The organism is Paenibacillus sp. FSL M7-0420 (assembly GCF_038002345.1).
In the GTDB taxonomy this organism is placed as follows: Bacteria; Bacillota; Bacilli; order Paenibacillales; family Paenibacillaceae; genus Paenibacillus_AQ.
This window is the reverse complement of sequence record NZ_JBBOCJ010000001.1, coordinates 2,112,489-2,136,868: the sequence shown is the minus strand read 5'-3', so window position 1 is coordinate 2,136,868 and position 24,380 is coordinate 2,112,489. Positions and strand designations below refer to the sequence as shown.

General features: G+C 52.1%; 23 protein-coding genes, 2 tRNA genes and 1 pseudogene. 9 read left to right on the top strand and 17 right to left on the bottom strand.

Annotation, left to right across the window (positions count from 1 at the left end):
* The first annotated feature begins 71 nt into the window (after positions 1 to 71).
* The 6 genes from MKX51_RS08985 to MKX51_RS08965 all read left to right on the top strand — a co-directional run bounded on the left by MKX51_RS08985 (position 72) and on the right by MKX51_RS08965 (position 5,725).
* Complete coding sequence (locus MKX51_RS08985) at positions 72 to 776, top strand: response regulator transcription factor (RefSeq protein WP_445322065.1); 705 nt, start codon at positions 72 to 74, stop codon at positions 774 to 776.
* Positions 776 to 2,158, top strand: a complete 1,383-nt coding sequence (locus MKX51_RS08980) for a sensor histidine kinase (RefSeq protein WP_340992100.1) — start codon at positions 776 to 778, stop codon at positions 2,156 to 2,158. Before MKX51_RS08985 ends, MKX51_RS08980 begins: the two co-directional genes overlap by 1 nt.
* A 139-nt stretch (positions 2,159 to 2,297) precedes the next feature.
* Entirely contained in the window at positions 2,298 to 2,861 is a 564-nt protein-coding gene (locus MKX51_RS08975) for a hypothetical protein (RefSeq protein WP_209874654.1), read from the top strand.
* Positions 2,862 to 2,916: 55 nt separating this feature from the next.
* Positions 2,917 to 4,224: a TerD family protein gene (locus tag MKX51_RS08970; RefSeq protein WP_340992099.1), complete on the top strand. Its 1,308-nt coding sequence runs from the start codon at positions 2,917 to 2,919 to the stop codon at positions 4,222 to 4,224.
* Positions 4,225 to 4,547: 323 nt separating this feature from the next.
* Positions 4,548 to 4,850 (top strand): transposase, encoded by a 303-nt coding sequence (locus MKX51_RS33170; RefSeq protein WP_445321984.1) that lies wholly within the window; start codon positions 4,548 to 4,550, stop codon positions 4,848 to 4,850.
* Positions 4,772 to 5,725, top strand: coding sequence for an IS3 family transposase (locus tag MKX51_RS08965; RefSeq protein WP_445322057.1), 954 nt, complete (start codon positions 4,772 to 4,774; stop codon positions 5,723 to 5,725). Before MKX51_RS33170 ends, MKX51_RS08965 begins: the two co-directional genes overlap by 79 nt.
* Before the next feature lie 168 nt (positions 5,726 to 5,893).
* Here the strand turns inward: MKX51_RS08965 and MKX51_RS08960 are convergent, their stop codons facing one another.
* From MKX51_RS08960 to MKX51_RS08950, 3 genes are all read right to left on the bottom strand, one after another.
* Positions 5,894 to 10,651 (bottom strand): Ig-like domain-containing protein, encoded by a 4,758-nt coding sequence (locus MKX51_RS08960; protein WP_340992098.1) that lies wholly within the window; start codon positions 10,649 to 10,651, stop codon positions 5,894 to 5,896.
* A gap of 277 nt (positions 10,652 to 10,928) precedes the next feature.
* The gene (locus MKX51_RS08955; protein ID WP_340942190.1) at positions 10,929 to 11,255 is read right to left on the bottom strand and encodes a carboxymuconolactone decarboxylase family protein; all 327 of its coding nucleotides are present in this window, start codon (positions 11,253 to 11,255) and stop codon (positions 10,929 to 10,931) included.
* Positions 11,256 to 11,285: 30 nt separating this feature from the next.
* Positions 11,286 to 11,672, bottom strand: a complete 387-nt coding sequence (locus MKX51_RS08950) for a tautomerase family protein (protein WP_340942192.1) — start codon at positions 11,670 to 11,672, stop codon at positions 11,286 to 11,288.
* 110 nt (positions 11,673 to 11,782) lie between these two features.
* On the opposite strand from MKX51_RS08950, the gene MKX51_RS08945 reads away from it, so the two are divergent.
* Positions 11,783 to 12,679, top strand: a complete 897-nt coding sequence (locus MKX51_RS08945) for a LysR family transcriptional regulator (protein ID WP_340992097.1) — start codon at positions 11,783 to 11,785, stop codon at positions 12,677 to 12,679.
* Here the strand turns inward: MKX51_RS08945 and MKX51_RS08940 are convergent.
* The 4 genes from MKX51_RS08940 to MKX51_RS08925 form a co-directional block, all read right to left on the bottom strand.
* A complete protein-coding gene (locus tag MKX51_RS08940) occupies positions 12,662 to 13,114 on the bottom strand; it encodes a DoxX family protein (protein ID WP_340942198.1) in 453 nt (150 codons plus the stop codon). The genes MKX51_RS08945 and MKX51_RS08940 overlap by 18 nt on opposite strands.
* Before the next feature lie 20 nt (positions 13,115 to 13,134).
* A complete protein-coding gene (locus MKX51_RS08935; RefSeq protein ID WP_076085127.1) occupies positions 13,135 to 13,728 on the bottom strand; it encodes a TetR/AcrR family transcriptional regulator in 594 nt (197 codons plus the stop codon).
* Between the two features lie 214 nt (positions 13,729 to 13,942).
* Positions 13,943 to 14,080 carry a hypothetical protein gene (locus tag MKX51_RS08930; protein WP_340992096.1) on the bottom strand — a complete coding sequence of 46 codons (138 nt, stop codon included), beginning with the start codon at positions 14,078 to 14,080 and terminating at the stop codon, positions 13,943 to 13,945.
* A 203-nt stretch (positions 14,081 to 14,283) separates the two neighbouring features.
* Positions 14,284 to 14,445 carry a hypothetical protein gene (locus tag MKX51_RS08925; RefSeq protein WP_340992095.1) on the bottom strand — a complete coding sequence of 54 codons (162 nt, stop codon included), beginning with the start codon at positions 14,443 to 14,445 and terminating at the stop codon, positions 14,284 to 14,286.
* Between the two features lie 213 nt (positions 14,446 to 14,658).
* Here MKX51_RS08925 and MKX51_RS08920 point away from each other — a divergent pair.
* Positions 14,659 to 15,198, top strand: a pseudogene (locus MKX51_RS08920) (transcriptional regulator).
* Between the two features lie 450 nt (positions 15,199 to 15,648).
* Here the strand turns inward: MKX51_RS08920 and MKX51_RS08915 are convergent.
* The 3 genes from MKX51_RS08915 to nrdR form a co-directional block, all read right to left on the bottom strand.
* A tRNA-Lys gene (locus MKX51_RS08915) sits at positions 15,649 to 15,721 on the bottom strand.
* Between the two features lie 9 nt (positions 15,722 to 15,730).
* A tRNA-Ala gene (locus MKX51_RS08910) sits at positions 15,731 to 15,806 on the bottom strand.
* Between the two features lie 245 nt (positions 15,807 to 16,051).
* Complete coding sequence (nrdR, locus tag MKX51_RS08905) at positions 16,052 to 16,528, bottom strand: transcriptional regulator NrdR (RefSeq protein ID WP_036695870.1); 477 nt, start codon at positions 16,526 to 16,528, stop codon at positions 16,052 to 16,054.
* 165 nt (positions 16,529 to 16,693) lie between these two features.
* Between nrdR and MKX51_RS08900 the strand changes: the two genes are divergently transcribed.
* Positions 16,694 to 16,912, top strand: a complete 219-nt coding sequence (locus MKX51_RS08900; RefSeq protein WP_036695868.1) for an alpha/beta-type small acid-soluble spore protein — start codon at positions 16,694 to 16,696, stop codon at positions 16,910 to 16,912.
* Positions 16,913 to 17,013: 101 nt separating this feature from the next.
* Here MKX51_RS08900 and MKX51_RS08895 read toward each other — a convergent pair whose 3' ends face one another.
* The 7 genes from MKX51_RS08895 to pstB all read right to left on the bottom strand — a co-directional run bounded on the left by MKX51_RS08895 (position 17,014) and on the right by pstB (position 24,294).
* A complete protein-coding gene (locus MKX51_RS08895) occupies positions 17,014 to 17,577 on the bottom strand; it encodes a lytic transglycosylase domain-containing protein (RefSeq protein ID WP_340995568.1) in 564 nt (187 codons plus the stop codon).
* A complete protein-coding gene (coaE, locus tag MKX51_RS08890) occupies positions 17,577 to 18,173 on the bottom strand; it encodes a dephospho-CoA kinase (protein ID WP_340992094.1) in 597 nt (198 codons plus the stop codon). Before coaE ends, MKX51_RS08895 begins: the two co-directional genes overlap by 1 nt.
* 9 nt (positions 18,174 to 18,182) lie before the next feature.
* Entirely contained in the window at positions 18,183 to 18,905 is a 723-nt protein-coding gene (locus MKX51_RS08885) for a manganese efflux pump (protein ID WP_340942212.1), read from the bottom strand.
* 198 nt (positions 18,906 to 19,103) lie between these two features.
* A complete protein-coding gene (gene mutM / locus MKX51_RS08880) occupies positions 19,104 to 19,946 on the bottom strand; it encodes a DNA-formamidopyrimidine glycosylase (RefSeq protein ID WP_340995567.1) in 843 nt (280 codons plus the stop codon).
* Between the two features lie 51 nt (positions 19,947 to 19,997).
* Positions 19,998 to 22,670 carry a DNA polymerase I gene (gene polA, locus MKX51_RS08875; protein WP_340992093.1) on the bottom strand — a complete coding sequence of 891 codons (2,673 nt, stop codon included), beginning with the start codon at positions 22,668 to 22,670 and terminating at the stop codon, positions 19,998 to 20,000.
* Positions 22,671 to 22,798: 128 nt separating this feature from the next.
* A complete protein-coding gene (gene phoU / locus MKX51_RS08870; protein ID WP_076082856.1) occupies positions 22,799 to 23,458 on the bottom strand; it encodes a phosphate signaling complex protein PhoU in 660 nt (219 codons plus the stop codon).
* 80 nt (positions 23,459 to 23,538) lie between these two features.
* Complete coding sequence (gene pstB, locus MKX51_RS08865; RefSeq protein ID WP_036725565.1) at positions 23,539 to 24,294, bottom strand: phosphate ABC transporter ATP-binding protein PstB; 756 nt, start codon at positions 24,292 to 24,294, stop codon at positions 23,539 to 23,541.
* Between the last annotated feature and the right edge of the window lie 86 nt (positions 24,295 to 24,380).

Below are 24,380 nucleotides of genomic sequence, written 5' to 3'. Positions count from 1 at the left end.
TACTCCGGCTCCTCCCATTCTTCACTGCCTGATCGTGTATACTGATTCATGGGTGATGACGATTGAATACGATGAAGAACCGCAAAATAATGATCGTTGAGGACGAGCCAAAAATACGTGAGATGATCGAGCTCTTTTTACGAAAAGAAGGGTATTACCGCATATATGCGGCTGGAGATTATAGCAGTGCCCTCGCCATGTGCCGCCAGGAAAAACCGGATATCGCCATTCTCGATGTGATGCTGCCGGATAGGGACGGGTTCTCGCTTCTCTCCGCCATACGAACCTTCTCTGATATGCCGGTCCTCTTCGTGTCGGCGCGCGGTGAAGATGAGGACCGCCTGCTGGGGCTGGGCCTTGGGGCCGACGATTATATCGTCAAGCCTTTTCTGCCGAGGGAGCTAATGCTGCGTCTGACGGCTGTGCTGAAGCGGGTGTATGCGCCCTCCGTTCCGGAGCGGCTTCCTGTCTTCAGGTCGGGGGAGCTGGTGGTGGATCTGGACAGCGCTGTGGTACGAAGAGACGGCCAGGAGCTGCCCCTGACGGCTAAGGAGCACGCCATTCTGGTCAAGCTCTATGAGAACCGCGGCCGGATTGTGACCAGCGATGCTCTCTGCCTGGCGGTATGGGGAGATGACAGCTACGGGTATGAGAATACCTTAATGGTACATATCCGGCGTATCCGCGAGAAGATCGAAGCCGACCCTTCGAAGCCGGTGCAATTGCTGACGGTCAGAGGGCTGGGCTATAAGCTCATTGTTCAGGAGGCGCTCTAATGGACAGTGCGGTCCGGATTTTACGCAAATTCGTAGGCTCCACCCTGCTGGTCTCTGCGCTCCTGCTCCTGTTCAATCTGATTCTGCTCGGCTTGCTAATCTTCAAGGAGACCCATCAGGAGGCTTCGCCGGAGAAGGTCGTAAGGGAAATATCCTCAGATCTGCAAGGGTCAGACGGCAAGTACTCCCTGAATCCCAAGGCGGCCGCGCTGCTTCAGCAGAACCGGGCCTGGGCCATGCTGCTGGATGCCGGAGGCAAGGTAACGTGGAGTGAGCAGCTGCCGCCGGAGGTTCCGCGCGCTTACAACATCGTAGAGGTGGCGAAGTTCTCACGCTACTACTTGCTGGAATATCCTGTGTATATGTGGGAGCACCCGGAAGGACTTCTCGTTGTAGGCTATCCCAAATATTCATATGAAAAATACCAGCTCGGATACATGACGGACTGGCTGCGCTCCCTTCCCTTAAGAGTGCTGCTGCTCCTGATCTGCAATGTGGTACTGGCCGTGGCCCTCTCCTTGTTCATCGGCACCCGGCTGATCCGCAATATCCGGCCCCTGATCAACAGCATTCATGCCCTGGCCAAAGACAAGCCGGTTAACCTGGAGACTGCCGGACTCTTCAGTGATTTGTCCGAGAGCATTAATTCGGCTTCCGCTACCCTGCAGACCCGGAGCGCGCAGCTGAAATCACGGGATGAAGCCCGCTCCAACTGGATCGCCGGGATCTCCCATGACATCCGCACCCCGCTCTCGATGATCCTTGGCTACGCGAGCAATCTGGAGGAACAAGATAACCTGACCGGAGAGCAACGCCAGCAGGCTGCCATTATCCGCCGCCAAGGCGAGCAGCTAAGGTCGCTGGTGAGCGACTTGAACCTCGTCTCTATGCTGGAGTATGACATGCAACCGTTGCAGCTTAAGCCGGTACGCTTATCCGCTCTGGCCCGGACCGTGGTATCCGACTTCATGAATAACGGCCTGGAGGAGCGGTATACGATTGACCTCTGCCTTACTGATGAGAGCCTGAAGGTGATGGGAGATGAGAAGCTGCTCTACCGTGCAGTAAGTAATCTGGTCCAGAACAGCATCCGGCATAACCCGGATGGGTGCCGGATTGTGGTTAGCATCCTCCGCAGCGAGGAAGACTCCTGTCTCGCCTTGTCCGTATCGGACAAGGGTCAGGGTGTGCCGGCGGAGCACTTGCCGGAGCTGGTCCTGCTGCCTTACTCCGGGAAGCGGACCCGCCCCGTCCGGCAGGGCCACGGGCTTGGCCTTCCGATGGTCGCCCGCATTGCCGAAGCCCATAAGGGCAAGCTTGTTCTGGAGAGCAGCGCCGGCCACGGACTGCGGGCCACCCTGCAGTTTCCCCCTTTGGCGTGAAGACGGATTGACAGCGAATGGAAGAGCCTCTTGCGGCGCAAGAGGTTCTTTCATTTAGGCTAAAATCCTCTCTCCAAGATTCCCCATTTTCTGCTATGCTAATAGAAATCCAAAGTAGAAGCAGGAGGCGCGCAATAGAATGGATGCATTTCAATACGAGCTTACATCTGAGACAGCTATCAACTTGAGATATGAGTATGGGGGTGAATATTTTACATTCAACCTGTTCCGGGATGACAGCGGGTGGGTGCTGCATCCGTTTGACGGGATGCTGCTGAGGAATCAGGCAATGTGTACGCTGGTTGCGCAGGAGCTGTTCAAGCACAAGCCTTTTCAGGTGATGCTGGCCAAGGAAGGGATTCTGTTCACCGACATACGCTCCACCGTCAATCTGGATAATGTCAGCGCGCCGGTTGCCGCACGCAATGAACGCGAGTCACGCGGTAATCCTGCAGACGATCTGATGGAATTCGTTCAGCAGCACTCGATTGAAGAGGTCATTGACTACGAATGCAAGCTGGTGGGGAGCCGTATCTCCTTTTACCAAGAAATTCTACAGCGCATGTTCATGGACAACCTGGGTCCCTCGGACCCCGAGTTCCAGAAGATACAGGATATTGTACGGATCTACGAGCAATCCCTGGAGCGCCTGACGGATCTGAATGGTCCCAATCTGGATGCCGGAAGCCGGGGCAGATTCTGAGTCTGCCACCCGCACTTATACAAGCTTGAACTACTCATAGGAAAGGCTGGTTCTCATGACACTTGAGCTTATCAAGGGGCAAAAATGCAGCTTAACCAAAGACAATCCTCTCCTCGGCCGCATCATCGTAGGCATGGGCTGGAATGAAGCAAGGGCTGGGGTCGAGATTGATTTCTCCGTTTTTTTACTTACTGCGTCGCAGAAGGTTGCAACAGAGAAGGATCTTATTTTCTATGGCAATCCTGCGGCCCCGGACCAGTCTGTAGTGATATTGCCGCCCGCGCAACGAGTCCATAGCGGACCCGCTGACGATACACAAATTGCTGTAGAGCTTAGTCTAATTCCTGCGGAGGTTGAGCGGATTGCCTTCGCCCTGACGATCTATGAGGCGGAATCAAGACAGCAGAGCTTCTCGCTGCTCTCCGATCCCTATCTGCGAGTTATGAACGCTGCGGATAGAACGGAGCTCCTCCAGTACCGCCTGGGCGGCGGTTATTCCGTGGAGACTGCCATTGTGGCAGGGGAGATCTACAGATATCAGAACGAATGGAAATTCAGCGCGGTCGGCTCCGGTTATGCGGGAGGTTTAGCCGCGCTCTGCCACAGCTACGGAATACAGGTCAAGGACATCCTGCCTGTTGTTCAAGCTTCCAGAGCACCCGAACCCGCCCGCAACTCCCCCTTTGTTCTTCCGGAGCTGCGGTCACGGCCTAAGCCGGTCGATTCATTGCCTCCCGCAGCACCACCCGCTCCTTCCGCTTCGCCCTTGAACCCGGACACCATCGTTCTCAAGCGGCACGGGGAGACCCTCCGTCTCCAGCAGGGAGTAGGAACTTCGGGAGAGATTCTTATCAATCTTAACTGGCTTCAGACTCCATCCTCCGGGTGGTTCGGAAGCAGAGGCATTGACCTGGACCTCGGCTGTCTGTTCGAGCTGAAGAACGGCCTTAAGGGTACGGTCCAGGCACTCGGCGAATCGTTCGGCAGCTTGAACCGGCCGCCCTACATCTCGCTGGACGGGGATGACCGCACCGGCTCCATCGCTACAGGCGAGAATCTGCGGATTAACGGCCATCACCTGTCCGAGATCAACCGGATCGTCATCTTTGCTTTTATCTATGAAGGCGTTACGAACTGGTCACAAGCCGGCGCCGTTATAACCATCAGCCAGCAGGGCGGGCCGGAGATCAAGGTGCAGCTGGACGAGCATAACAACGATAAGGGAATGTGCGCCATCGCCATGCTTCGCAGCCAGCAGGACGGCAGCTTCAGCGTGGAACGGCTTGTAGAGTATTTCAGCGGGCACGAGGAGCTGGACCAGCATTACCACTGGAATCTGCGGTGGGAGGCCGGCAGCAAGTAGGGAGTAAGTAGCGGCCAGCATGATCAGGAACAACGTCCCCTGGCGGGCGGGTGTTACCGCCGATAGCGCTGAGCCACCTTCTGCCAGCCCAATGTGGTCGGTTTTTCGATTACGTTGGGCTCACTCGCCCCACGCTGGCCCAATGTGGTCGGTTTTTCGATTACATTCCGCCCACTCGCTCCACGCCAGACCAATGTGGTCGGTTTTTCGATTACATTCCGCCCACTCGCTCCACGCTGTGGTATTATCCCCTTTAAGTAGACACTCGAAAAAACCTCATGTGTTAACATGAGGAAATGAGTGAACTGGGAGGGGATTTTGGTATGGCCAAAAAGGGACAAGTGTTTCAATCGTACACGGAGGCATTCAAGAAAGAGGCTATTCAAGCCTATTTTACAGGAGGGGAGAGCTATAAGGTCGTCTCCGACAGGTTGGGGATTGTGAACTGTACCCAGCTTAAAGTATGGGTAAAGAAATATCGGAATGGGGAGCCACTCCATACACCAAAAGGGGCAACAAGCCCTTTAAAAGGACGTCCACGTTCTACATTTGCCAGTATAGAAGAAGAACGAGATTACTTAAAGGCACAGGTGGACTACTTAAAAAAGCGGTATCCAAATCTGTAAAGGGAGGGAAGCTTGGACTGCATGACAAATACGCCGTAATTGAAGAACTACGTGACCAACATGGCATCACCCGCCTATTAGCCATTGCAGAGGTATCGCGGGCAAATTACTACAAGTGGCGAGGTGCAGAGGTTCGACGAATGGATGCCCATGAGCAAGAGCACGCCATGAAAGAGCATATGGTGGCGATTCACCTGGTTCATCCCTATTTCGGGTACCCTCGAATGCAGGCAGCCCTGCGGGAGGCAGGCTACCTCGTCAACCACAAGAAGGTATGGCGGCTCATGAAAGAGCTATCGATCCAGTCTGTCATTCGCAAGAAAAGGCGTCGTGCGGGCTCTACTCCTTCCGTGGTCTACCCGAACCGATTAAAGCGTAAGTTTCATGCGACAGCACCTCAGCAGAAGCTAGTAACGGACATTACGTATATCTCAGACGGCACCCGTTTTTATTATCTGTCTGCGATTCAGGACCTCTTCAACAATGAAATTGTAGCTTGGCAGATCTCGGAGCGAAACGACGTAAACCTCGTCTTGGATACGGTTGAACAGTGGACACGGAAAAGAGACGTGTCTGAGGCCGTGCTCCATTCGGACCAAGGCTTTCAGTACACGTCTCAGGCGTACAACACACGATTAGAGGCATTCAGCGTCAAGGGCAGCCACTCTCGCAAAGCAACCTGCCTGGATAACGCCTGCATCGAATCCTTCTTTTCGCATCTGAAGACAGAAAAGTTGTACCTTCACCAGTGTAAGTCAGAAGCAGAGATTCATCAAGCCGTTGAGGAGTATATCTACTTTTACAATTACCAACGTTTTCAGGCGAAACTGAAACAGCGCGCGCCGATTGAGTATCGACACGCGCTGGCTGCTTAGCTTTTTTCATCTGTCTACTTGACAGGGGTATGACCACTGGCCCAATGTGGTCGGTTTTTCGATTACATTGGACCCACTTGCTCTCGTGGCAGCCTATAGCCTCAGCCGCACGCAAAACAGCCCTTCCCCGTCAAAGACGGATGGAAGGGCTGTTTTGCTGTAATTATTTTATTCTGCAGAATGATCTACAGAAGCTGCCTGAATGCTGCCGAATGCCCAGTAGCCAGCCGGAACATCTGTCCATTTCTGGACTGCGCTGGTCAGCGGAGCGATCCCAAGGGCACGGTTAACGATGGTTACGGCTTCCGCACGCGTTAACGTCTGGTCTGGGCGGAACGTGCCGTCTTCGTAGCCGGTGATGATGCCTGCCTGGGACATCTGCTCAACAGCTGCCTGAGCCCAGTGTCCGGCAATATCACTGAAGCCGGCCGCTTGGGTTTGAGCGCTTGTAATCAAGCGGGACAAGATCGTCGCCATTTCAGCTCTTGTAATCGTCTGGTTAGGCTTGAAGCTGCCGCCCCCATAACCTTTCATGATGCCGCTTCGCGTCACTTGACCGATTGCATCTGCAGCCCAGTGTCCGGCAGGAACATCGGAATACGCAACACCAGCAGTGACTGCGGACTGGCTGAAGGTGCGGGCAATGATGCTGGCCGCTTCTGCCCGGGTGATGCTATTCCCCGGCTTGAAGGTGCCATCGGTATACCCCGTCATATACGCCTTCAGTTGTGCCGCTGGATCTTGCGCAAGAACAACTGTAAATGTACTGAATTTGCTGATACTGAATTGAATACCTGACTTTCCGGTCTGGCCGAAAGGTACGATCTCACCCTTGACCAATTCTTTGGTGCCGTCGCTGTGCTGGATAAAGACCGCCAGTGCCTTCAGTTGCTCCGCTGTTAACGAACTGTTGCTAAGCGGCAATACCAGGGTAACCGGACGGCTCTGCAGATTGGTCTCAATCGTTACCGGACGGCTTACCAGCGTAACTGTAGCACCGCGGGATACACTCTGCACCTGTGCTTTGGCAAGCGCTTCTACCTCTGCGCTCTGCTGCGATGTCTTCAGTGGAACGAGGTTGAAATAAATATCTGTACCAACTCCAGCCATCGAGCTGCCTGGCACCTTCACCTCAGCATTCACTGTGAATAGATCCAGCGTGATCTGATTATCAGCAAATTGCTTGCTGGAAGCTGCCGGAATGGTCAATCTGGTTCCGGCGACCTCATCCTTCTGATCCGGTACGATGATTCTGGCAATATTCGACCCGGCAGCCTTAAGCTCATTAACCGCGCGGATGGCTTGTTCCAATGTGAACGTAAGGGTATCACTCTTCACACCGTTCGCATCCTTGGTGCGGGTAATGACAACGGAGGATACCATGGAGCCTTGAGCAGCCCCGTTTTCAACGTTTGCGTTAATACTTTCTGTCTGAGGACTGGGTGTTGGAACCGGAGCCGGTGCTCCTCCCCCTGATCCTGAGCCGCCGCCCGGTGCCGGTGTAGGAGGATCAGTTGGCGTGACCGGAACAGGAACTGCCGAGAAGCTCCAGACCTTACTATCCGCAAGTCCTGCATAGCTGTTACCTGATTCATCTGTAAAAGCACCTGCCTGAATCAACACATAATAGCTGCCGCCCTGCTTAAGCAGGCCGTTCGTGTTGATGCTGACGGTTGAGTTCGCAATCGAAACTAGCGTCTTATCGTCCGCTTTAATCGACTTAACGACCTCACCATTCTCTGCATTAACAAGCTCAATATTGGCATTTCCAGCTAACACATTCTCGTTAAAGGTCAATATGAGTGCAGTAGATACAGGTACATGTGTTGCATTACCTGCCGGACTGTAAGATGTTACTACCGGGGCTGCTGTATCTGGCGCACTGGTGGTCACAAACCGCCAGGCGTTAATGCCTGCAATGCCGGTATAGCTGTTGCCTGCGAGATCTGTAAATGCTCCTTCGGAAATACGTACAAAGTAACTCGTCCCATGCTCCAGGTTATCCGCCGGATTGATGGTTACGACATTGTTCAGGATCGTTATCATGTCCGAAAGGGCAGGAATCGTCACGACCGGATGAATGTCATCGGTGCTGCGGAAAATCTCAATGGTACCCGCTGCCGCCCGTACATTTTCGCTGAAGGTCAGGACCAGATTCGCTTTCACTGCCACTTCGGTGGCCCACGGCTCCGGCGAATACGTAATCACCGTAGGCGAGATCCGATCCGGTGCATCTGTGGTTGTGAATTGCCAGATTGTGCTCTCCGCATTGCCGGCATAGCTGTTGCCTGCGAGATCAGTAAATGCCCCGGCTCCAATCTGTACATAGTAGCTCGCACCGTACTTCAGATCATCCGTAGGATTAATCGTCACTACATTGCTCTGGATGCTTACATTTCCGGAAGCCGCAGGAATCGTCGCTGCCGGTGCATGATTCGCACTATTGTAGATTACGATATTGCCTTCCCCTGCTTTTACATTCTCGCTGAAGGTAAGCTCCAGATTAGCTCCAATAGTTACACCCGTTGCACCATTCGCAGGTGAGTAAGCGTTTAACACAGGTGCAGTTGTATCCGGCGCAGCCGGGGTGGTGAACTGCCAGGTTGTGCTGTCCAAGATTCCCGCAAAGAAATTTCCAGATAAATCTGCAAACGCATCTTCAGTAATCAACACATAGTAGCTTGTACCATACTCCAGATGTTGAGCCAGATGGATTGTTGCTTTATTGTTCAGAATGATTGCATCACTGGCAGCAATAGTAGCTACCGCTTTGTCGGAGTCAGGGCTGTAGATCTTAATGCTGCCTTCCCCTGCCACTACATTCTCGCTGAAAGCAAGCTCCAGGTTAGCTCCGATAGCTACCTCTGTTGCCCCATTCTCAGGCGAGTATGTGCTTACGATGGGTGCCGTCTTATCGGGTTCGCTGGTAGTAGTAAACCGCCAGGTTGTATCGTTAGTGATACCCGCATAGCTGTTGCCCGCCATATCCGCAAATGCATTGTTCTCAATCTGTACATAGTAGGTTGTACTGTAATCAAGGTCAGCCTCCAGATTGATCGTTACTACGTTGGCGTCAATAATGACTTGCATAGAATCGGCAGGAATCGTGACCGGTGGAGCACTGCTGTTCGTGCTGTTGTAAATTTTAATACTGCCTTCCGATCTCTGTACATCCTCGTTGAAAATAAAGCTCAGATTGGTGCCAATCTCTACATTCTTTGCTCCATTCTCAGGAGTAAACCCGCTTGCCACCGGCGGTGTTGTATCAGGCGCTTCGGCGGTTGTGAATCTCCAAGTGTCCTTATCCGAGATACCTGTATAAGAGTTAGAGTTTTCTGCCAGATCTTTGAAAGCTCCGTCACTAATGATTACATAGTAGGTTGTACCATATTCCAGTTTTGCATAAGGATCAATCGTTACCACCTTATCAAGAACCGTAACATCATCAAGCTGAATGACTTCTACCGGATTAACTTCATCCGTACTTTTGTAAATCAGAATGCTGCCGCTATCCTTCGTTACAGGTTCATCGAATGTAAGCGTCAGATTCGATTCAATATCAACTCCTGTCGCCCCTGGCACAGGAGAATAATCCATAACGGTTGGAGCGGTCTCATCTCCTGGTCCAGCTAGTGTCGTGAAGCTCCAATCACCCGCTGCGATAGCTGCATTGCCGCTTCCACCGTTAGTGAAAGCATCCGCGTCAATTGTTACAGCATATTTCGTACCTTGATCGAAATTCTTACCCGGATTAACCGTGACCGTATTGGTAGCTGGATTTACCGTTACTCTGCTGGTGTCATCCGCCGGGATGATTTCAACCGGAGCGGACAGATCCGCAGCCTTGAATATTTTAATATTAAAGTCGTCTCCAGTGGCTGCCGTCACCGGCTGATTAAACATCAGCTCCAGGTTTGCATCTACTGCTACATCGGTCTCATCATTTCCCGGAGTCAGACTGAGCACCCGCGGAATGTTTGGAACGGCATTGGACTCAATGATCCCACCAGTTACACCCACAGCGATAAAGCGGTTATGGTTCTGATTAAATGCGATTCCATTAAGGGTTGTAGTCACACCTGTATTTTCAGGCTTCCAATTCTGCCCCATATCACTAGTAGAGAAAACCTTACCGCCGTCTCCTGCGGCCATAAATACCCCGTTCCCGGAAGCCACTCCGTTCAGATTCACTTTAGAATCCAGGGTCTGCTCAACGCCTTTTTTACTTTCCGGAGAGATAATAATGGTTCCCGACGCCCCGACAGCCATGAACATGCCACCGCCGAAGCTGATGCCCTTTAAATTTTCGGTTGTTTTACGTGTTACCGGGGTCCACTCAAGTCCATCCTTGGAAATTACCACCGTACCGTTATCGCCCACTGCTACAAACGTACCGTTGCCGTAAGCCACAGCGTTCAGATTCGTAGCAGGGTCTGAGTATACTATTTCCCAGTCAGTGCCGTTGTCATTTTTTATCATGATAAATCCTGAATCGCCGACTAGAACTAATTTTTCATCGCCGTAACTGACTCCATTCCAGTTCATACCGAAGGAACCATCGGATGGTGTCCAGGACACGCCATCTGTTGACGTTAGGACTATCCCATTGTCACCGACTGCAACATATTCGCCATCTGTACCCGTATGGATAATATCGTTCAAATTCTCGGTCACACCTGATTCGCGGTCTGTCCAGGTCATGGAGCTGCTTAATGCACCAATTTCTCCTCCATTGCCCACCATTACTGTACCGGTGCCTATTGCTACTGCATTTAATGTAATTCCGCCTGGCGCCGTATCGAGAGACAACCAGCTTGCCGCACCATTGTCTGTCGAACCCGCATATACCGGAAAGGCTCCGGTCCAAACTAAGCTGATCACGAGTAACAACGAGAAATATTTTTTCAATCCCTTACCCTTAAACAATGTATCGCTCCCCCTTGTTCATTCATCCTGTGCTATATTGCAAATTCTGCTGGAGTGTAGCACCTGCCCCCTTAGAAAATTCATATCTGGGCTTCATTCTAGCAGACAGCTCTAAACAAACTCTTAACAATTCTCGACAAAAACCGATTCACCAGGACCTAATCGGGGTATAGCTCTAAAAAAAATGAAAAAACAGCGATTTTCTAACCACTTATCAAAAAAATTGTCTAAACCAAAAAAAAGCGCACGGAGCTTTCGCTCACATGCGCAATTGTGGTTATATCTCCTCGAAAATCCCCTTGGCAACCAGTATCGCCGATGCGGCACGCGGCCAGCCTGCATAAAAGGCGAGATGAGTCATGGCCTCGATCAATTCTTCCTCGGATAGACCGTTGTCCAGGGCCAGACGGATATGAAAGGGTAACTGTTCGGTAAGCCCGCCGGCAACCAGGGCCGATATCGTCAGGAGACTGCGTTCCCGAAGCGATAACTGTTCCCTTCTCCATACCTCCCCGAAGAGCACCTCCTCCGAATAACGCGCGAACGAAGGAGCAATATCTCCGAAGGCCTCATGGGCATTCGATGCAATTTTCCGATGCTTCATTCCAAAACCTCCATTTCCTTCAAGTATCATTCATTCAATCATCTGAGCGATGCCATTGCCAAACGTCCAATCCTCGAATTCTGTATCGACCAGTACGACGAAGACGTCTTCTTTCCTGATGCCCAGGGTGCTCGACAACATTTCGGCCAGTTTGCTGTAAAAGCCCTTTTTCTGCTCCTTGCTTCTCCCGGATTTCAGCGTAATTTGAATAAAGAGCAACCCATCACTCCGCTCTATGTTTAAGTAATTCGGGCTGTAATAAAATCCGCTTGCTTTATGGGCATGAAATACCTGAAAGAAATCATCTGGCGGCACGTTAAAATGCTCCACGAGAGCACTCATAATTTCACGGCTAATGATGGGCAGCTGTTGGTCATCATATTTGTTCTCCAAGTAACTGACTCTGACAAAAGGCATGTCACTTCACTCCTTTACTGGTGTAACTTCATTGTACTCTCCGCCTCTTATTCTGTATAATTGAATTAAATGATATAATAATTCAATTTATCCGATGGAGATATCTGCTAATGGACCTAAAAGAACTAACTACATTTCAAACTATCCTGCAAGAAGGAAACTTCTCTAAAGCCGCCGCCAAACTGAACTACGCGCAGTCCACAATCACCAATCAGGTTCAACGTCTGGAGAAGGAACTGGGCATCAAGCTGTTCAAACGGGGCTGGGACTCTGAGCTTACAGCTTCGGGGCGGATATTTGCCGCTGAGATCGATAGTCTGATTCGGCATTGGACCTATGTTGCGGGTCAGGCCAAGGCTCTGCAAAAAGAAGAGATCGGTACGCTTAGTATCGGCGGGCTGGAAATGTTGACGGAGCATGTACTGCCAAAGTCGCTTCTTCGCTTCATGGAGCATAAGCCTAATGTATCCTGCCATTTTGTGATCGGTAACACCGCTTCGCTCTCGCATGCACTGCTTCAGAATCAATTGGATTTTGCCATCTGTGGAGAGCCTGTTGACCTATCTTCGTATCACTTCGAACCCTTGTATCAGGAGCGGATATCTTTTATCGCAGGGAACAACCACCCTTTGGCCGCAAAAGATGAGATCACTTTCGAGGAATTGCTTGGTTATCCAATCATTGCCGGGGGAGCTACCTGTCTATATCATTCCCAATTAGCGAAGCATTTCTCCCGGTACACCGACACTCCTTTTCTGCATACAGTAAGTCAAATCTCCGCCATTGCGGGCTTCGTCCGGCAAATCCCTTCTATCGGAGCCGTCCTCGAATCTACGCCATTACCTCCGAATGTCGTAAGACTTCATATTGAGCTGAAGAACGCCTCCATTCCCGTTGGCCTGCTGCAATCACGCAATGTTGAGTATCATTCCTCATCCAAGAAGCTTTTAATGCAATTTGTAAAAGAGGAGCTGGAGTCCTGTCCACGATTAAGGCAGGTAGAGTAACGGGGATGCGAGCAGCACTGCAGTGATAAAAACGAGCTGAATCCCTATGCGGACCGGTAATTTCGGGACCGGCTTGCCGCCAATCGTCAACTGAGTGCGTGCTGCATAGATATTGGCGGGGAGCATGGCAATCAGCAGCACAATCAGGCACACGGCAGCGGCCAAGGAAACAGCTGGCAGCAATAATCCAATAGCCCCGGCGATCTCCAGCATTCCGGTAACCGTAACAATCCATTCCTTCCTTGGAAAAAGGGGCGGTACCATTCTGACCAGATCAGCCCGCCGCCGTCCCCAGTGAGCCGAAGCACCCAGAAGCAGCATAATGGCTACGGCCCACTGAAGGGCGGTTTGCCAGTCATTCCAATATGTCAAGCCCAGGAGACCCATCCCCCGGAACAGCAAAAAGGATGCGATAAGCGCGATAAAAGGAACCATTGTACACTCCTCCTTCACCATTAATTCTTCAGGATACCCGCCATAAAGCCGGCTACCTCTTTCGCTGACAGGGACTCGGAAGAGGCGCGCATGGAGGTGCGTACCCGCAGACCCAGCGACAGCAGGACGAACAGCTCCGCCGTCTCATCAGGATTAACGCTGTCTTTGATCACGCCGTACTTTTGCCCTGTGATAATCCACTGTCTGGAGACTGACACCGACCGCTCATGAAAATGCTCAAGTACCTCCGCTACCGCCGGTTCATTCTCCTTGCCCAGCAGATATAGGAGCACCTTGTTGGTCGCTTCATGGCTGTCCTCAAGACCAGCCAGACTTCTGGCAATGGCCAGCATCGGCCCGTCAAAAGCTTTATCCGGACTGCCTGCCACCTCCTCCTCAAAACGATTATTCACAGCGTCAAGCCGCTCCTCCAGCACCCAGGCAAAAATCTCATCCTTACTCTTCACGTAATGAAATATAGCCCCCTTCGACAATTGCGATTGCTCCATAATGTCCTTCAAAGTGATGGCATGACAGCTCTTATCCCGCAGCAGTTGCTTGGTAGCCTCCAGCAGCTGCCGGATCGTCTGCTCCCGCCGGTCTGCGTTCTTCATCGCTATTCTCCTCTTCTGCCTGGCATAGTTAAGATTAGATTAAATTAGAATATGATTACTATTGATTATACATACCGACCGTTGGTTTGTAAATTAGTGTGTAAATAAAAAAAGGCTCGGAATGTTCCGGATAACGTGGATTAATTCCTCCATCATTCCTCCGGCTCCCGCACCCGTGATTTTAATACCTGTCCGATCTGGATCTTATATCCAGTTATGCCTCTTCATCCTCTTCGTCTTCAGCATCATCAAAATCTCCATATTGATCCGGTGCCTCTCCCTCGATCTCCGTAATCATAGGCAGCTTCTGTCCCGGCTTCACTTCTGTCTCTCCCAGATATTGAACAATCATTCTCCACTCATCGCCATAATCGAATAAGAGGAGCAGCTTATGTTTGGGGGTATTCGTAACTGCCGCAAGATCCTACAGCGATGCCTTTGCAGATATTGCAATCCTCCGGGTAGGCCGTCCACGCACCGCACCGTTCCAGTCGCTTAAGGTTACTTTGAATAATCTGGCTTGTTCATTCTTAGTCATCAGACTCTCCCCTTTTATCAATTCCACTCTTCCTCACGCATTCTCCGAATCTCATTGTACAGTTCTTTTGCTTCATTAGGCGTCAGTATACCTTCAGATTCAAGAATATCGTCAATTGAATAGTCATCTTCAGCTAGCCCATTAGTTGTTTGTTTTTCCATTCTTTTTGGCACAAGCATGTCTGATTTCAGCCTCCTATGAGGACTTAAGGGTAGTATAACTTATTGATTCCTGGATTTGTAGCGCTATAATAAGAAACATAGGTTGTGAAGCACACGCCGCTTGTAATGCTTTGCCCCTTCCGAGTTAGTTTCTTGGAGAGGGTTGAGTATTGAGGCGGCTTTTTTGCGGGAAAAATAAACACTAAGTTGAGCGTTCGAGGAGGAGTACGGATGCCGCGATTTGAGCAGCAGTACGAGGAATGGTTAGTTAGCAATCTAAAGAATGAGAGCAACCACAGGCGAAAGGAGCTACTTGGCAAAGGATTAGGCCACGGAACAGTTGAATTTCTCCGCAAGGTATGGTTTCCGGCAATAGGCAATTTCGATCATTTGTTTCCAGAATGGGAAGTGCGTGATTTCAATAACGGGTACCGCTATCTGGACTTAGCTTATATGCCTGGAGGTGCAAAAGGCGGGATTGAGATTCAAGGCTTCGATTATCGAAGAACCCAAGCAATGTCAACAGTTGGTGTTGTCTTTTATCGGCAAATTCATTGCGACGGATGTTGCTTCCACCTTAACTTGGCTCGAAGCGGAGACCCTTCGTTACGCAAGACGTCTGCTCAGGGCATTCACACCTTTGGAGCTTGCTAAGCATCTCAGGGTAACGGACAGGCACTCCGACGAATTCTGCATCATTTGGTCGAACAACAGTTACTGGATGTCGCTGGAGGACAGCAGCGCAACCGGACATATCAGCTTAGAGTGTAACGTATGTTTAGGAGCATAATTATAAAGCTGATATGGTAAAAACACTTGAATTCCGTGGCTGTGAGCGTGAGAAGTAGAGGTATCAATCAGCTGTAACGGACCGAGGCGCGCCTATTTCTATAAAAAGCACAATTTCACGAAGCTGACGGACTCAGATGGCGCTATTTACTAGATTTCATCTCATATATGGATGGTGATGAAACAATAAGCGCGATAAGGTCCGTTAGCCCTTTTAATTATGTTGAATAGAGAAAATAAGGGCTGTGGGGTCCGTAGCAGTCCTTTAGACACATTTAGAACCGAAGGATATCAACGGAAATCATATTTCGCAGTTGGGGTTCAGGGGTTCACGGTTCGGGAATGGATCTCAAGCCCTTGCTGTTCCCCCACTTAATCATCCGCATCCCCTGAAACAGCAAAAGAACGACATCTCTGCCGTTCTTCATGTGATGGACTCTCAGGGGCTCGAACCCTGGACAAATAGATTAAGAGTCTACTGCTCTACCAACTGAGCTAAGAGTCCGTATGAAATTGGTGGAGCCAAGGGGGATCGAACCCCTGACCTCATCGCTGCCAGCGATGCGCTCTCCCAGCTGAGCTATGGCCCCATATTTTTACAATTTTGCCAATTTAGAATTACATTATGTATTCTAAAATCTAATCTTAGTGATAAGCTCAAGCCGCTTATTCATCAATGTGTTTCGTAGGCGACTTCTATATAATACAGAAATCTGCTTTCAGTGTCAACACTTTTTCGAAATTATTTTTGAGGACAAACGCCCTATCCGGGAACTGGCCCTATAACCCCAGAGCCAGCCCCGCTACCCCAATCAAACCCCTCTACTCCCTCCACCTACAGCCCGTCCAGCTCCTCCGTGTTCTTGGACAGCAGTCCCTTCAGTTCCTTCATGAACATGTTAATGTCCTTGAACTGGCGGTACACGGACGCGAAGCGGACGTAGGCTACCTCGTCGACAGGGTAGAGCTGCTCCATGACCAGCTCGCCGATCTGGCGGCTCTCGATCTCGGCGAGGGCGATGCCGCGCAGGCTTTTCTCCACCTCGGATACGATGACCTCCAGGCGCTCAACAGGGACCGGACGCTTCTCGCAGGCACGGATCAGGCCGCGGAGGATTTTGTCACGGCTGAACTCTTCACGGCTGCCGCCTTTTTTGATCACAATCAGGGGGGTCTCTTCAATCATCTCGAAGGTGGTGAAACGGCGGCTGCACAGCTCGCATTCCCGCCTGCGGCGGATGGACTTATTCTCATTGGCCGGGCGCGAGTCCAGGACTTTGGTATTGGTGTGGTCGCAGTAAGGACATTTCATAAGCTTCTTCACTTCCTCATCATTAGAATGGTCAGGCCCCGCCCCTTGATACACAAGGGCTATGCGGGCTTAATTTAATTTCCAGAAAACACCGTTTATTTGTTGTTATGAATCTGACATGTCCGGCACATAATACAGTTACCAACCGATAGGAGGTGAACAGCAATGAGCCAAAATAACAACTCCAATAACCTGGTAGCTCCAAACTCACGCGGTGCCTTGGAACAACTGAAATATGAAGTTGCCCAGGAACTAGGTATCACCCTCTCCCCAGACGGATACCAAGGCAATAAAACTTCTTACGAAAACGGTTCGATCGGTGGTTACATCACTAAACGTCTTGTAACCCTGGCTGAGCAGCAGTTGGCAGGTCAGTACAAATAATAACCTGCTAAGCGCGACATAAGCTTGCCTAAGAAGTATCGAACGGCCTCCGGCCGTTTGATGCTTCTTTTTACATAACAGCAGCAGAAGTAACAAGCACCCTAGAACTCACTATAGAGCTCGGTATATTGATCATAATAATAAATTACACGCTGCACGTAGTGACGCGTCTCACCGAACGGAATGTCCTTCACAGAGGCTTCTGTTCCGTCCCATTGCCCTTCATCCAACCAGCTCTGCACCTTACCGGGCCCGGCATTATAGGCGGCTATGACCGCTATACGGTTGCCGTCGAACTGCTTGGACAGCGTAGACAAATACCAGGTGCCCAGTTCAATATTGGAGGAGGGCTCTTGCTTCAGCCGCTCCAGCGACACGTCGGGGAGCTTGGCCTTTTCGAGCGCCCACTTGGCGGTATCCGGCATGAGCTGCATGAGCCCCAGTGCGCCTTTTTTGGATTCGCGGCCGGTCTTATAATTGGTCTCCACACGGATGATGGACGCCACCAGGAACGGGTCCATCTCATACGTCTGGCTGTGCTGGCGGATCTCTGCTTTATAATGAATAGGATAAAACCATGACATCCAGTTGGAGCCAAGAAACAGGATCGCGGTGAAGCCGATGAACAGCAGCAGCAGAACTCTTTTTTTACGCAGCCACTTCATCATATCAGGCCCAGCCTGTCCCACAGCCGGGCAACCTGAAGCTCTGCAGACTCCAGATCACCGCTATTGTCGATCACATAATTCGCTTTCCTGCGCTTCAGTTCAATATCCATCTGGGACCGCAGCCGGTCCTCCGCCTGTTCCAGCTTCATTCCGCTGCGCTCCATGAGGCGGGCTAACTGCACCCTCCTCGGAACATAGACCACAATAATCTGATCAAACAAGGAATCCAGCTCTGATTCGTAGAGCAGCGGAATGTCCACAATGACGAGACGTTGCGGATTCTCCTGTTCAAGCGCATACATCCTGTCCTTGATCTCCCTGCGGATTGCCGGATGGGTCAGGTTATTCAGTGTCTTAAGCGCCTCCGGGTCCCGGAAGACAATCTCGCCAAGACCTGCCCGGTCCAGCGAACCGTCAGGCAGCAGGATGCGGTCTCCAAAAGCCTCCACCGCTGCCGCCAGCACCGGGTGTCCGGGGAGCATCACCTCTCGGGCGATGACATCAGCATCCACCAGCGCAGCTCCCTTGCGGACAAACAGTGCAGACACGGTGCTTTTTCCCGAAGCGATGCCTCCGGTTAAGCCTATAATCATGTACTCACCTCATAATAACTTCATTATACCCATTACAATTAATAATATCGCGGGCAGCGCAGCGGCATGCTTCATCCAGTAGCTGCCTGATAATCTCAGTCCTGTCTTCATCCCCATCAGCAGAAAGGTTCCGCTGAATACAGCGATCATCAGCGAGGTGGACCACGGGCTGAATCCGAGCAGTGCCGCACCAAGACCGGCTCCGAAGGCATCCAGCGACAACGCGATCCCCAGAATCATGGCTTCCATGGAGGAGATGCTCCCCGAGGCATCCATATCCGCAGAAGATGGTGTGCGGAGAATCTGTATAACCACGCCCAGATGGCGAAGCTCCAGCGAGAATACGGCCGGCTTCAGCTCTGTCTCAGCAAGTTGTGCGGCAGCAGCCGTCTCCTGCCTGGTCTCCTGCCCCGAATAGCCTTTATCGGCTGCCGGCGCAGGCTCTTCCTGCTCCTTCTCCTTCTGCGTCAGCATCTGGAACAGGGACCAGCAGCCCATTAAGACGAGAATAACCGCTCCGACACTGGAAGCGGCATTCGGGGAGACTACCTTGGCCAGCAGCACGCCGACCTGCATAGAACCATAAATGACGACCCCTGAACAGAGCGAGATAATGATAATGGAGAGCAGGGGAATTTTCATTTTACGCAGTCCATATGTAATGCCTACACCAAATCCATCCAGACTAAGCGCAAACGCAAGCAACAGCAGTGACAACAATGGGCTAAGCACCCGCAATCCCTCCCGTGAAGAACCGGAGCCGGTGGATTAACTATCCAAGCCGGTCTCCGTTTCGCCATAATCAGCAATCTTCACACATTATATGGGCGGGACGGGCAGGAAGTGCCTGCCTTAATACATAACGGTTGTAACTCAAGTGTAACTAATCCGGAAACGGGCTGTAAATGCAGCGCTGACTCTAAATAAAAATCATAGAATCAATACAGGTACCGGCTGGCAGCGGGGACAATAATGCGTCCCCCGTCCGCCGACCACGCTCTTCTCAATCAGCGTGCCGCAGGTGGCACACGGCTGATCCTTGCGTCCGTAGATCTTGTGCTGATCCTGGTAGCTTCCGCTCTCCCCCTGGCCGTTGACATACGACTTCACCGAGGAGCCTCCGGCATTCACCGCTTCCGTCAGCGTTGCGACGATAGCATGGTGCAGTCTGGCCAACTGATCCTCCGTGAGGGATTTCGCGGTCTCCTCCGGGTGGATGCCTGCACGGTGCAGGGACTCATCTACATAAATATTGCCGATACCTACTATATATTCCTGATTGAGCAGCAGCGGCTTGATCTTGGTGCTCCGCTTCGAGACAATCTCCTTGAACCGCTCCAGCGTGAAATCGGCATCCAGCGGCTCCTGCCCCAGCTTGTTCAGCGGCTTCAGCTGCAGATCCTCTCCCGGCTGGAACAGATGCATCGTCCCGAATTGGCGCACATCCGTATAACGCAGCTCCGTCCCATCTGTGAAATGGAAAATAACATGTGTATGCTTGTCCAGCAGCTCGCCCTCACGGTACACCCCGTAACGGCCCTCCATCCGCAGATGGGAGACCATCACCAGCCCGTCAAAGACGAAACGCAGGAACTTGCCTCTGCGCTCAACCGTTACCACTGTATGGCCTGCCAGCATATGGGCAAAGGCCTGAATATCATCCGGGCGCTGAATTATCCGCGGCAGCCGGACGGTGACATGCTCTATCTGCTTGCCTGTAATTAACTCATTAAGTGTTCTTCTGACTGTTTCGACTTCCGGCAATTCCGGCATCATGGCTCACCTCCACTCCATTATACCGGATATCTGCCATGTGCGGGGAGCCTATTTCGCTTCGTACCAGTTGCTGCCATAACTTACCTCTGCCTTGAGCGGAACAGACAGCTGCAGCGCTCCGGCCATCACCTCGGGCAGAAGCTGCTTCATTTTCTCCAGCTCCTCCTCCGGCACCTCGAACACTAACTCATCGTGTACCTGGAGCAGCATTCGGCTCTTCAGGCCGCGCTCATGCAGCGCCTTGTCCATATGAACCATGGCCAGCTTGATAATATCCGCAGCGGTTCCCTGAATCGGCGTATTCATCGCCGTACGTTCTGCGAAGGACCGCAGATTGAAGTTCTTCGCATTGATCTCCGGCAGATAACGGCGGCGTTCCAGCAGCGTAGTCACATACCCCTGCTTCCGGGCCTCGACCACAATATCATCCATGTAACGGCGCACACCCTGGAACACCTCGAAATACTGCTCAATGAACCGGGCCGCTTCCTTACGCGGAATGTTCAGGTTCTGAGACAGCCCGTAATCGCTGATGCCGTACACAATCCCGAAGTTAACCGCTTTGGCGGAGCGGCGCATATTACTGTCCACACTCTCCGCAGGGACGCCGAATACGTCCATAGCTGTCTTGGTATGGATATCCATATCCTCTACAAAAGCTTCCTTCATCCGCTCATCACCCGAGATATGCGCCAGCACACGCAGCTCGATCTGCGAGTAATCCGCCGCCAGAATCGACCAGCCCGGCTCGGAGGGGACGAATACCTTACGGATCTTGCGGCCCTCTTCGAGCCGGATCGGAATATTCTGCAGGTTCGGGAACTGGCTGCTTAGCCGGCCCGTGGCGGCAATCGTCTGCCGGTAGAAGGTGTGTACCTTGCCGGTCTCCGGCGAGATTTCCTTCATCAGACCTTCCACATACGTGGATTGCAGCTTGGCAATGGATCGGTATTGCAGGATCAGGCGCACGGCGTCATGATAAGGCGCAAGCTTTTCCAATACCTCGGCATCCGTCGAATAACCGGTCTTCGTCTTCTTCACGACCGGCAGACCCAGCTTCACGAACAGAACCTCACCCAGCTGCTTCGGAGAATTAAGATTGAATTCGGTTCCGCAGGCAGAGTAGATCTCAGTGACCAGCCGGGAGATCTGGGCTTCAAATTCCTTACCGAGCTGGACGAGATCATCCTTGTTTACAGCAATGCCCTGCTTCTCCATATCGGCGAGAATCCGTGACAGCGGCATCTCCAGGTCCTGGAACAGACCGGTCATGCCCGTCTTGTCCAGCTCCTCCTGCTGCTTCTGCACAATGCCTAGCACGGTCGCACTCTTACGGGCGACATGCTCACCGAGAATCTTAGGCTCAGGAATTCTATATTTGGCCCCTTTGCCGAAGACATCCTCATCCGGCGACAAGCGGGGCAGGCCGTATTTCGTGGTCAGGTCATTCAGATTCTGGCTCGCTTCGGTCGGGTCCAGCAGGTAAGCGGCAAGCTGAACATCGTTAGCGGCTCCGGCAAAAGCAATCCCCTGCCAATGCAGCGCCAGATCGGCACGGTGCAGATCATACCCGCTCTTCGGCGCCTGCTCGTCACCGAGCCAGTCCAGCAGAGGTGCCGCAGCCTTACTCTTCAGCAGGGCAAAAGGCACAAAATAATGCTGCTCCGGCGAAGACAGCCCGAGGCCGATCACTTCGGCACGGTGCGGGTTCTCTCCGTTAGATTCCACATGCAGGGCGGAGATGCCCGGCAGTGCCTGAACCAGCCCGCCTATTCCGGCTTCGTCAACGATCGTAATCGTAAGCTCTGCCGCTTCCACCGCTGCGGGGCCGGACAGACCGCCGTCCGCCGCATGCGAATAGGCGCTCAGCGACAGGCGTTCCAGCAGCGAGCGGAATTCCAGCTTGGCGAGCGCAGGCCCAGCCGTGTCCGTGTTAATCCCGCTGAATACCATGTCCTCCCACGTATGCTCAAGCGGAACCTCGCGGTAGATCGTCGCCAGCTTTTTGCTCATGACGGCGCTGTCCGCGTGCTCTTCCAGCTTCTCCTTCATCTTCCCCTTCAGCTCACCGGTTCCGGCCAGCACGCCCTCCACCGATCCGAACTGCTGGAGCAGCTTAAGCGCTGTCTTCTCTCCGACTCCCGGCACCCCGGGAATATTGTCGCTGGCATCGCCCATCAGCCCCTTCAGATCAATGATCTGCTCAGGGGTAAGATCATATTTGTCACGGATCTGCTTAGGTCCGTAGAGCTCCACTTCCGTAACTCCCTTGCGCACCAGCGCTATGGTGGTATGCTCGGAAGCCAGCTGCAGCATATCCTTATCCCCGGACACAATCATCACCTGACGGCCGGCGGCATCCGCTTCCCTGGAGATGGTGCCGATAATATCGTCAGCCTCGTAGCCGGCAATCTCGAATTGCGGAACCCCCAGGCCCTTCAGCAGCTCCTTGAGCAGCGGAAACTGCTCGGACAGCTCCGGCGGGGTCTTCTGGCGCCCGCCCTTATACTCCTCATAGCCTTCATGCCGGAAGGTAATCTTCCCCGCGTCGAAGGCCACAATCATATGTGTCGGTTTATGCTCCTCCAGCAGACGCAGCAGCATCGTCGTGAAACCGTATACCGCATTCGTCTGCTGTCCCGCTGTATTCGTCAGCGGCGGCATGGCGAAGAACGCCCGGTAAATGATATTATTTCCATCAATGAGTATCAGCTTGTCCACACTAGCACCTCGCCTTTTTCTTGCTTTCTCCTTACATAGTAACATATGCTCCGCACCAAGTTGAAATCGCCTTGCACAAAAAAAAGCAAGCCCCCGGGAATGAAGGCTTGCTGTCGTACGCTGTGCTTTTATTGGTTCAAATCCGGACGTTTACCTGTAACCAGATACACTACACTCTCGCCAATATTCGTGGCATGATCGGCAATCCGCTCAATGTAACGGCCAACCAGTGTGAGCAGCATCGCCTGATTCACTGTTTCAGGCTTCTGAACCATATAAGTGTACAGTTCGTTAATCATCGCGCTGTACAGGCCATCGACCTGATCGTCATCCTGCGCCATTTTGTAGGCCAGATCCGTATTCTCGTCCAGATAAGACTGAATAGCCTCTGTGGTCATGATCGTGACAAGCTCAGCCATGCGCGGAATATCCACAAGCGGCTTAATCAGCTGCTGTCCCTGGATGCGCATCGTTACCTTGGCTACGTCCAGTGCCAGATCGCCCATCCGCTCCAGATCGCTGGAGATTTTGAAGGCTACAATAATGCGGCGCAGATCCTTCGCCACCGGCTGCTGGGTGATGATCAGCCGTGAGCCGATCTCCATAATCCGGTCTTCCATGGCGTTCAGCCGCAGGTCCGCTTTAACAATCTCCTGCGCCCGTACCGTATCAAGGGTCTGCAGGGCCAGTATCGCACCGTCGAGTGCATCCGTTACATGCTCGCCCATCTGCTGCAGCAGGGAGCGCAGTTCTTCCAGATCTTTATCGAATTCTTTTCTGCGAATCATATCGAAAGTGATCCTCCTCACAAACATTTGGTCATATCGGGTGAACAAGAGTGAACCTTAGACTTACGAATCAGCCATTCTTAGCCGAAGCGGCCGGAAATATAGTCTTCTGTGCGGGAATCCTTAGGGTTCGAGAACAGCAGCTCCGTGTCCGCAGCCTCCACAATAACACCGTTCAGGAAAAATACAGTGCGTCCCGATACCCGGGCGGCCTGATGCATATTATGCGTGACCATTACAATGGTATACTTATCCCGCAGCTCCTGGACCAGCTCTTCAATCTTGAGTGTGGACACCGGGTCGAGCGCTGAAGTCGCCTCATCCATCAGCAGAATATCCGGCTGTACGGCAAGGGCTCTGGCAATACAGAGACGCTGCTGCTGGCCTCCGGACAGACTTAAGGCAGACTTCTTGAGGAAATCCTTCACTTCCTCCCAGAGTGCTGACTGGCGCAGGCTTTGCTCTACCAGGACATCCAGCTCGGCTTTGCTCTTCACACCGTGCAGGCGCGGACCATAAGCCACGTTATCATAGATCGACTTGGGAAAAGGATTGGGCTGCTGGAACACCATCCCCACCTGCTTGCGCAGACTCTCCACTTCGATCTCGTCGCTGTAGATGTTTTTGCCGCCGATGTTCACTTTACCTTCAATACGTGTGCCGGGAATCATGTCGTTCATACGGTTAAGGGTACGCAGCAGTGTGGATTTCCCGCAGCCAGAGGGTCCGATAAACGCAGTCACCTGCTTCTCCGGAATCTGCAAATCCACCTTCTTCAGGGCATGGAATGACTCATAGTAGAGATCTAGCTTCTCTATGTCAATGATGGATTTCATTAGTTTCTGTTGTCTCCTTCTCATCATCTTCGTTCCCCATGATAAGCTTTCAGTGTAAATAGAGCTCCAGAGAATTGTTAACGCAG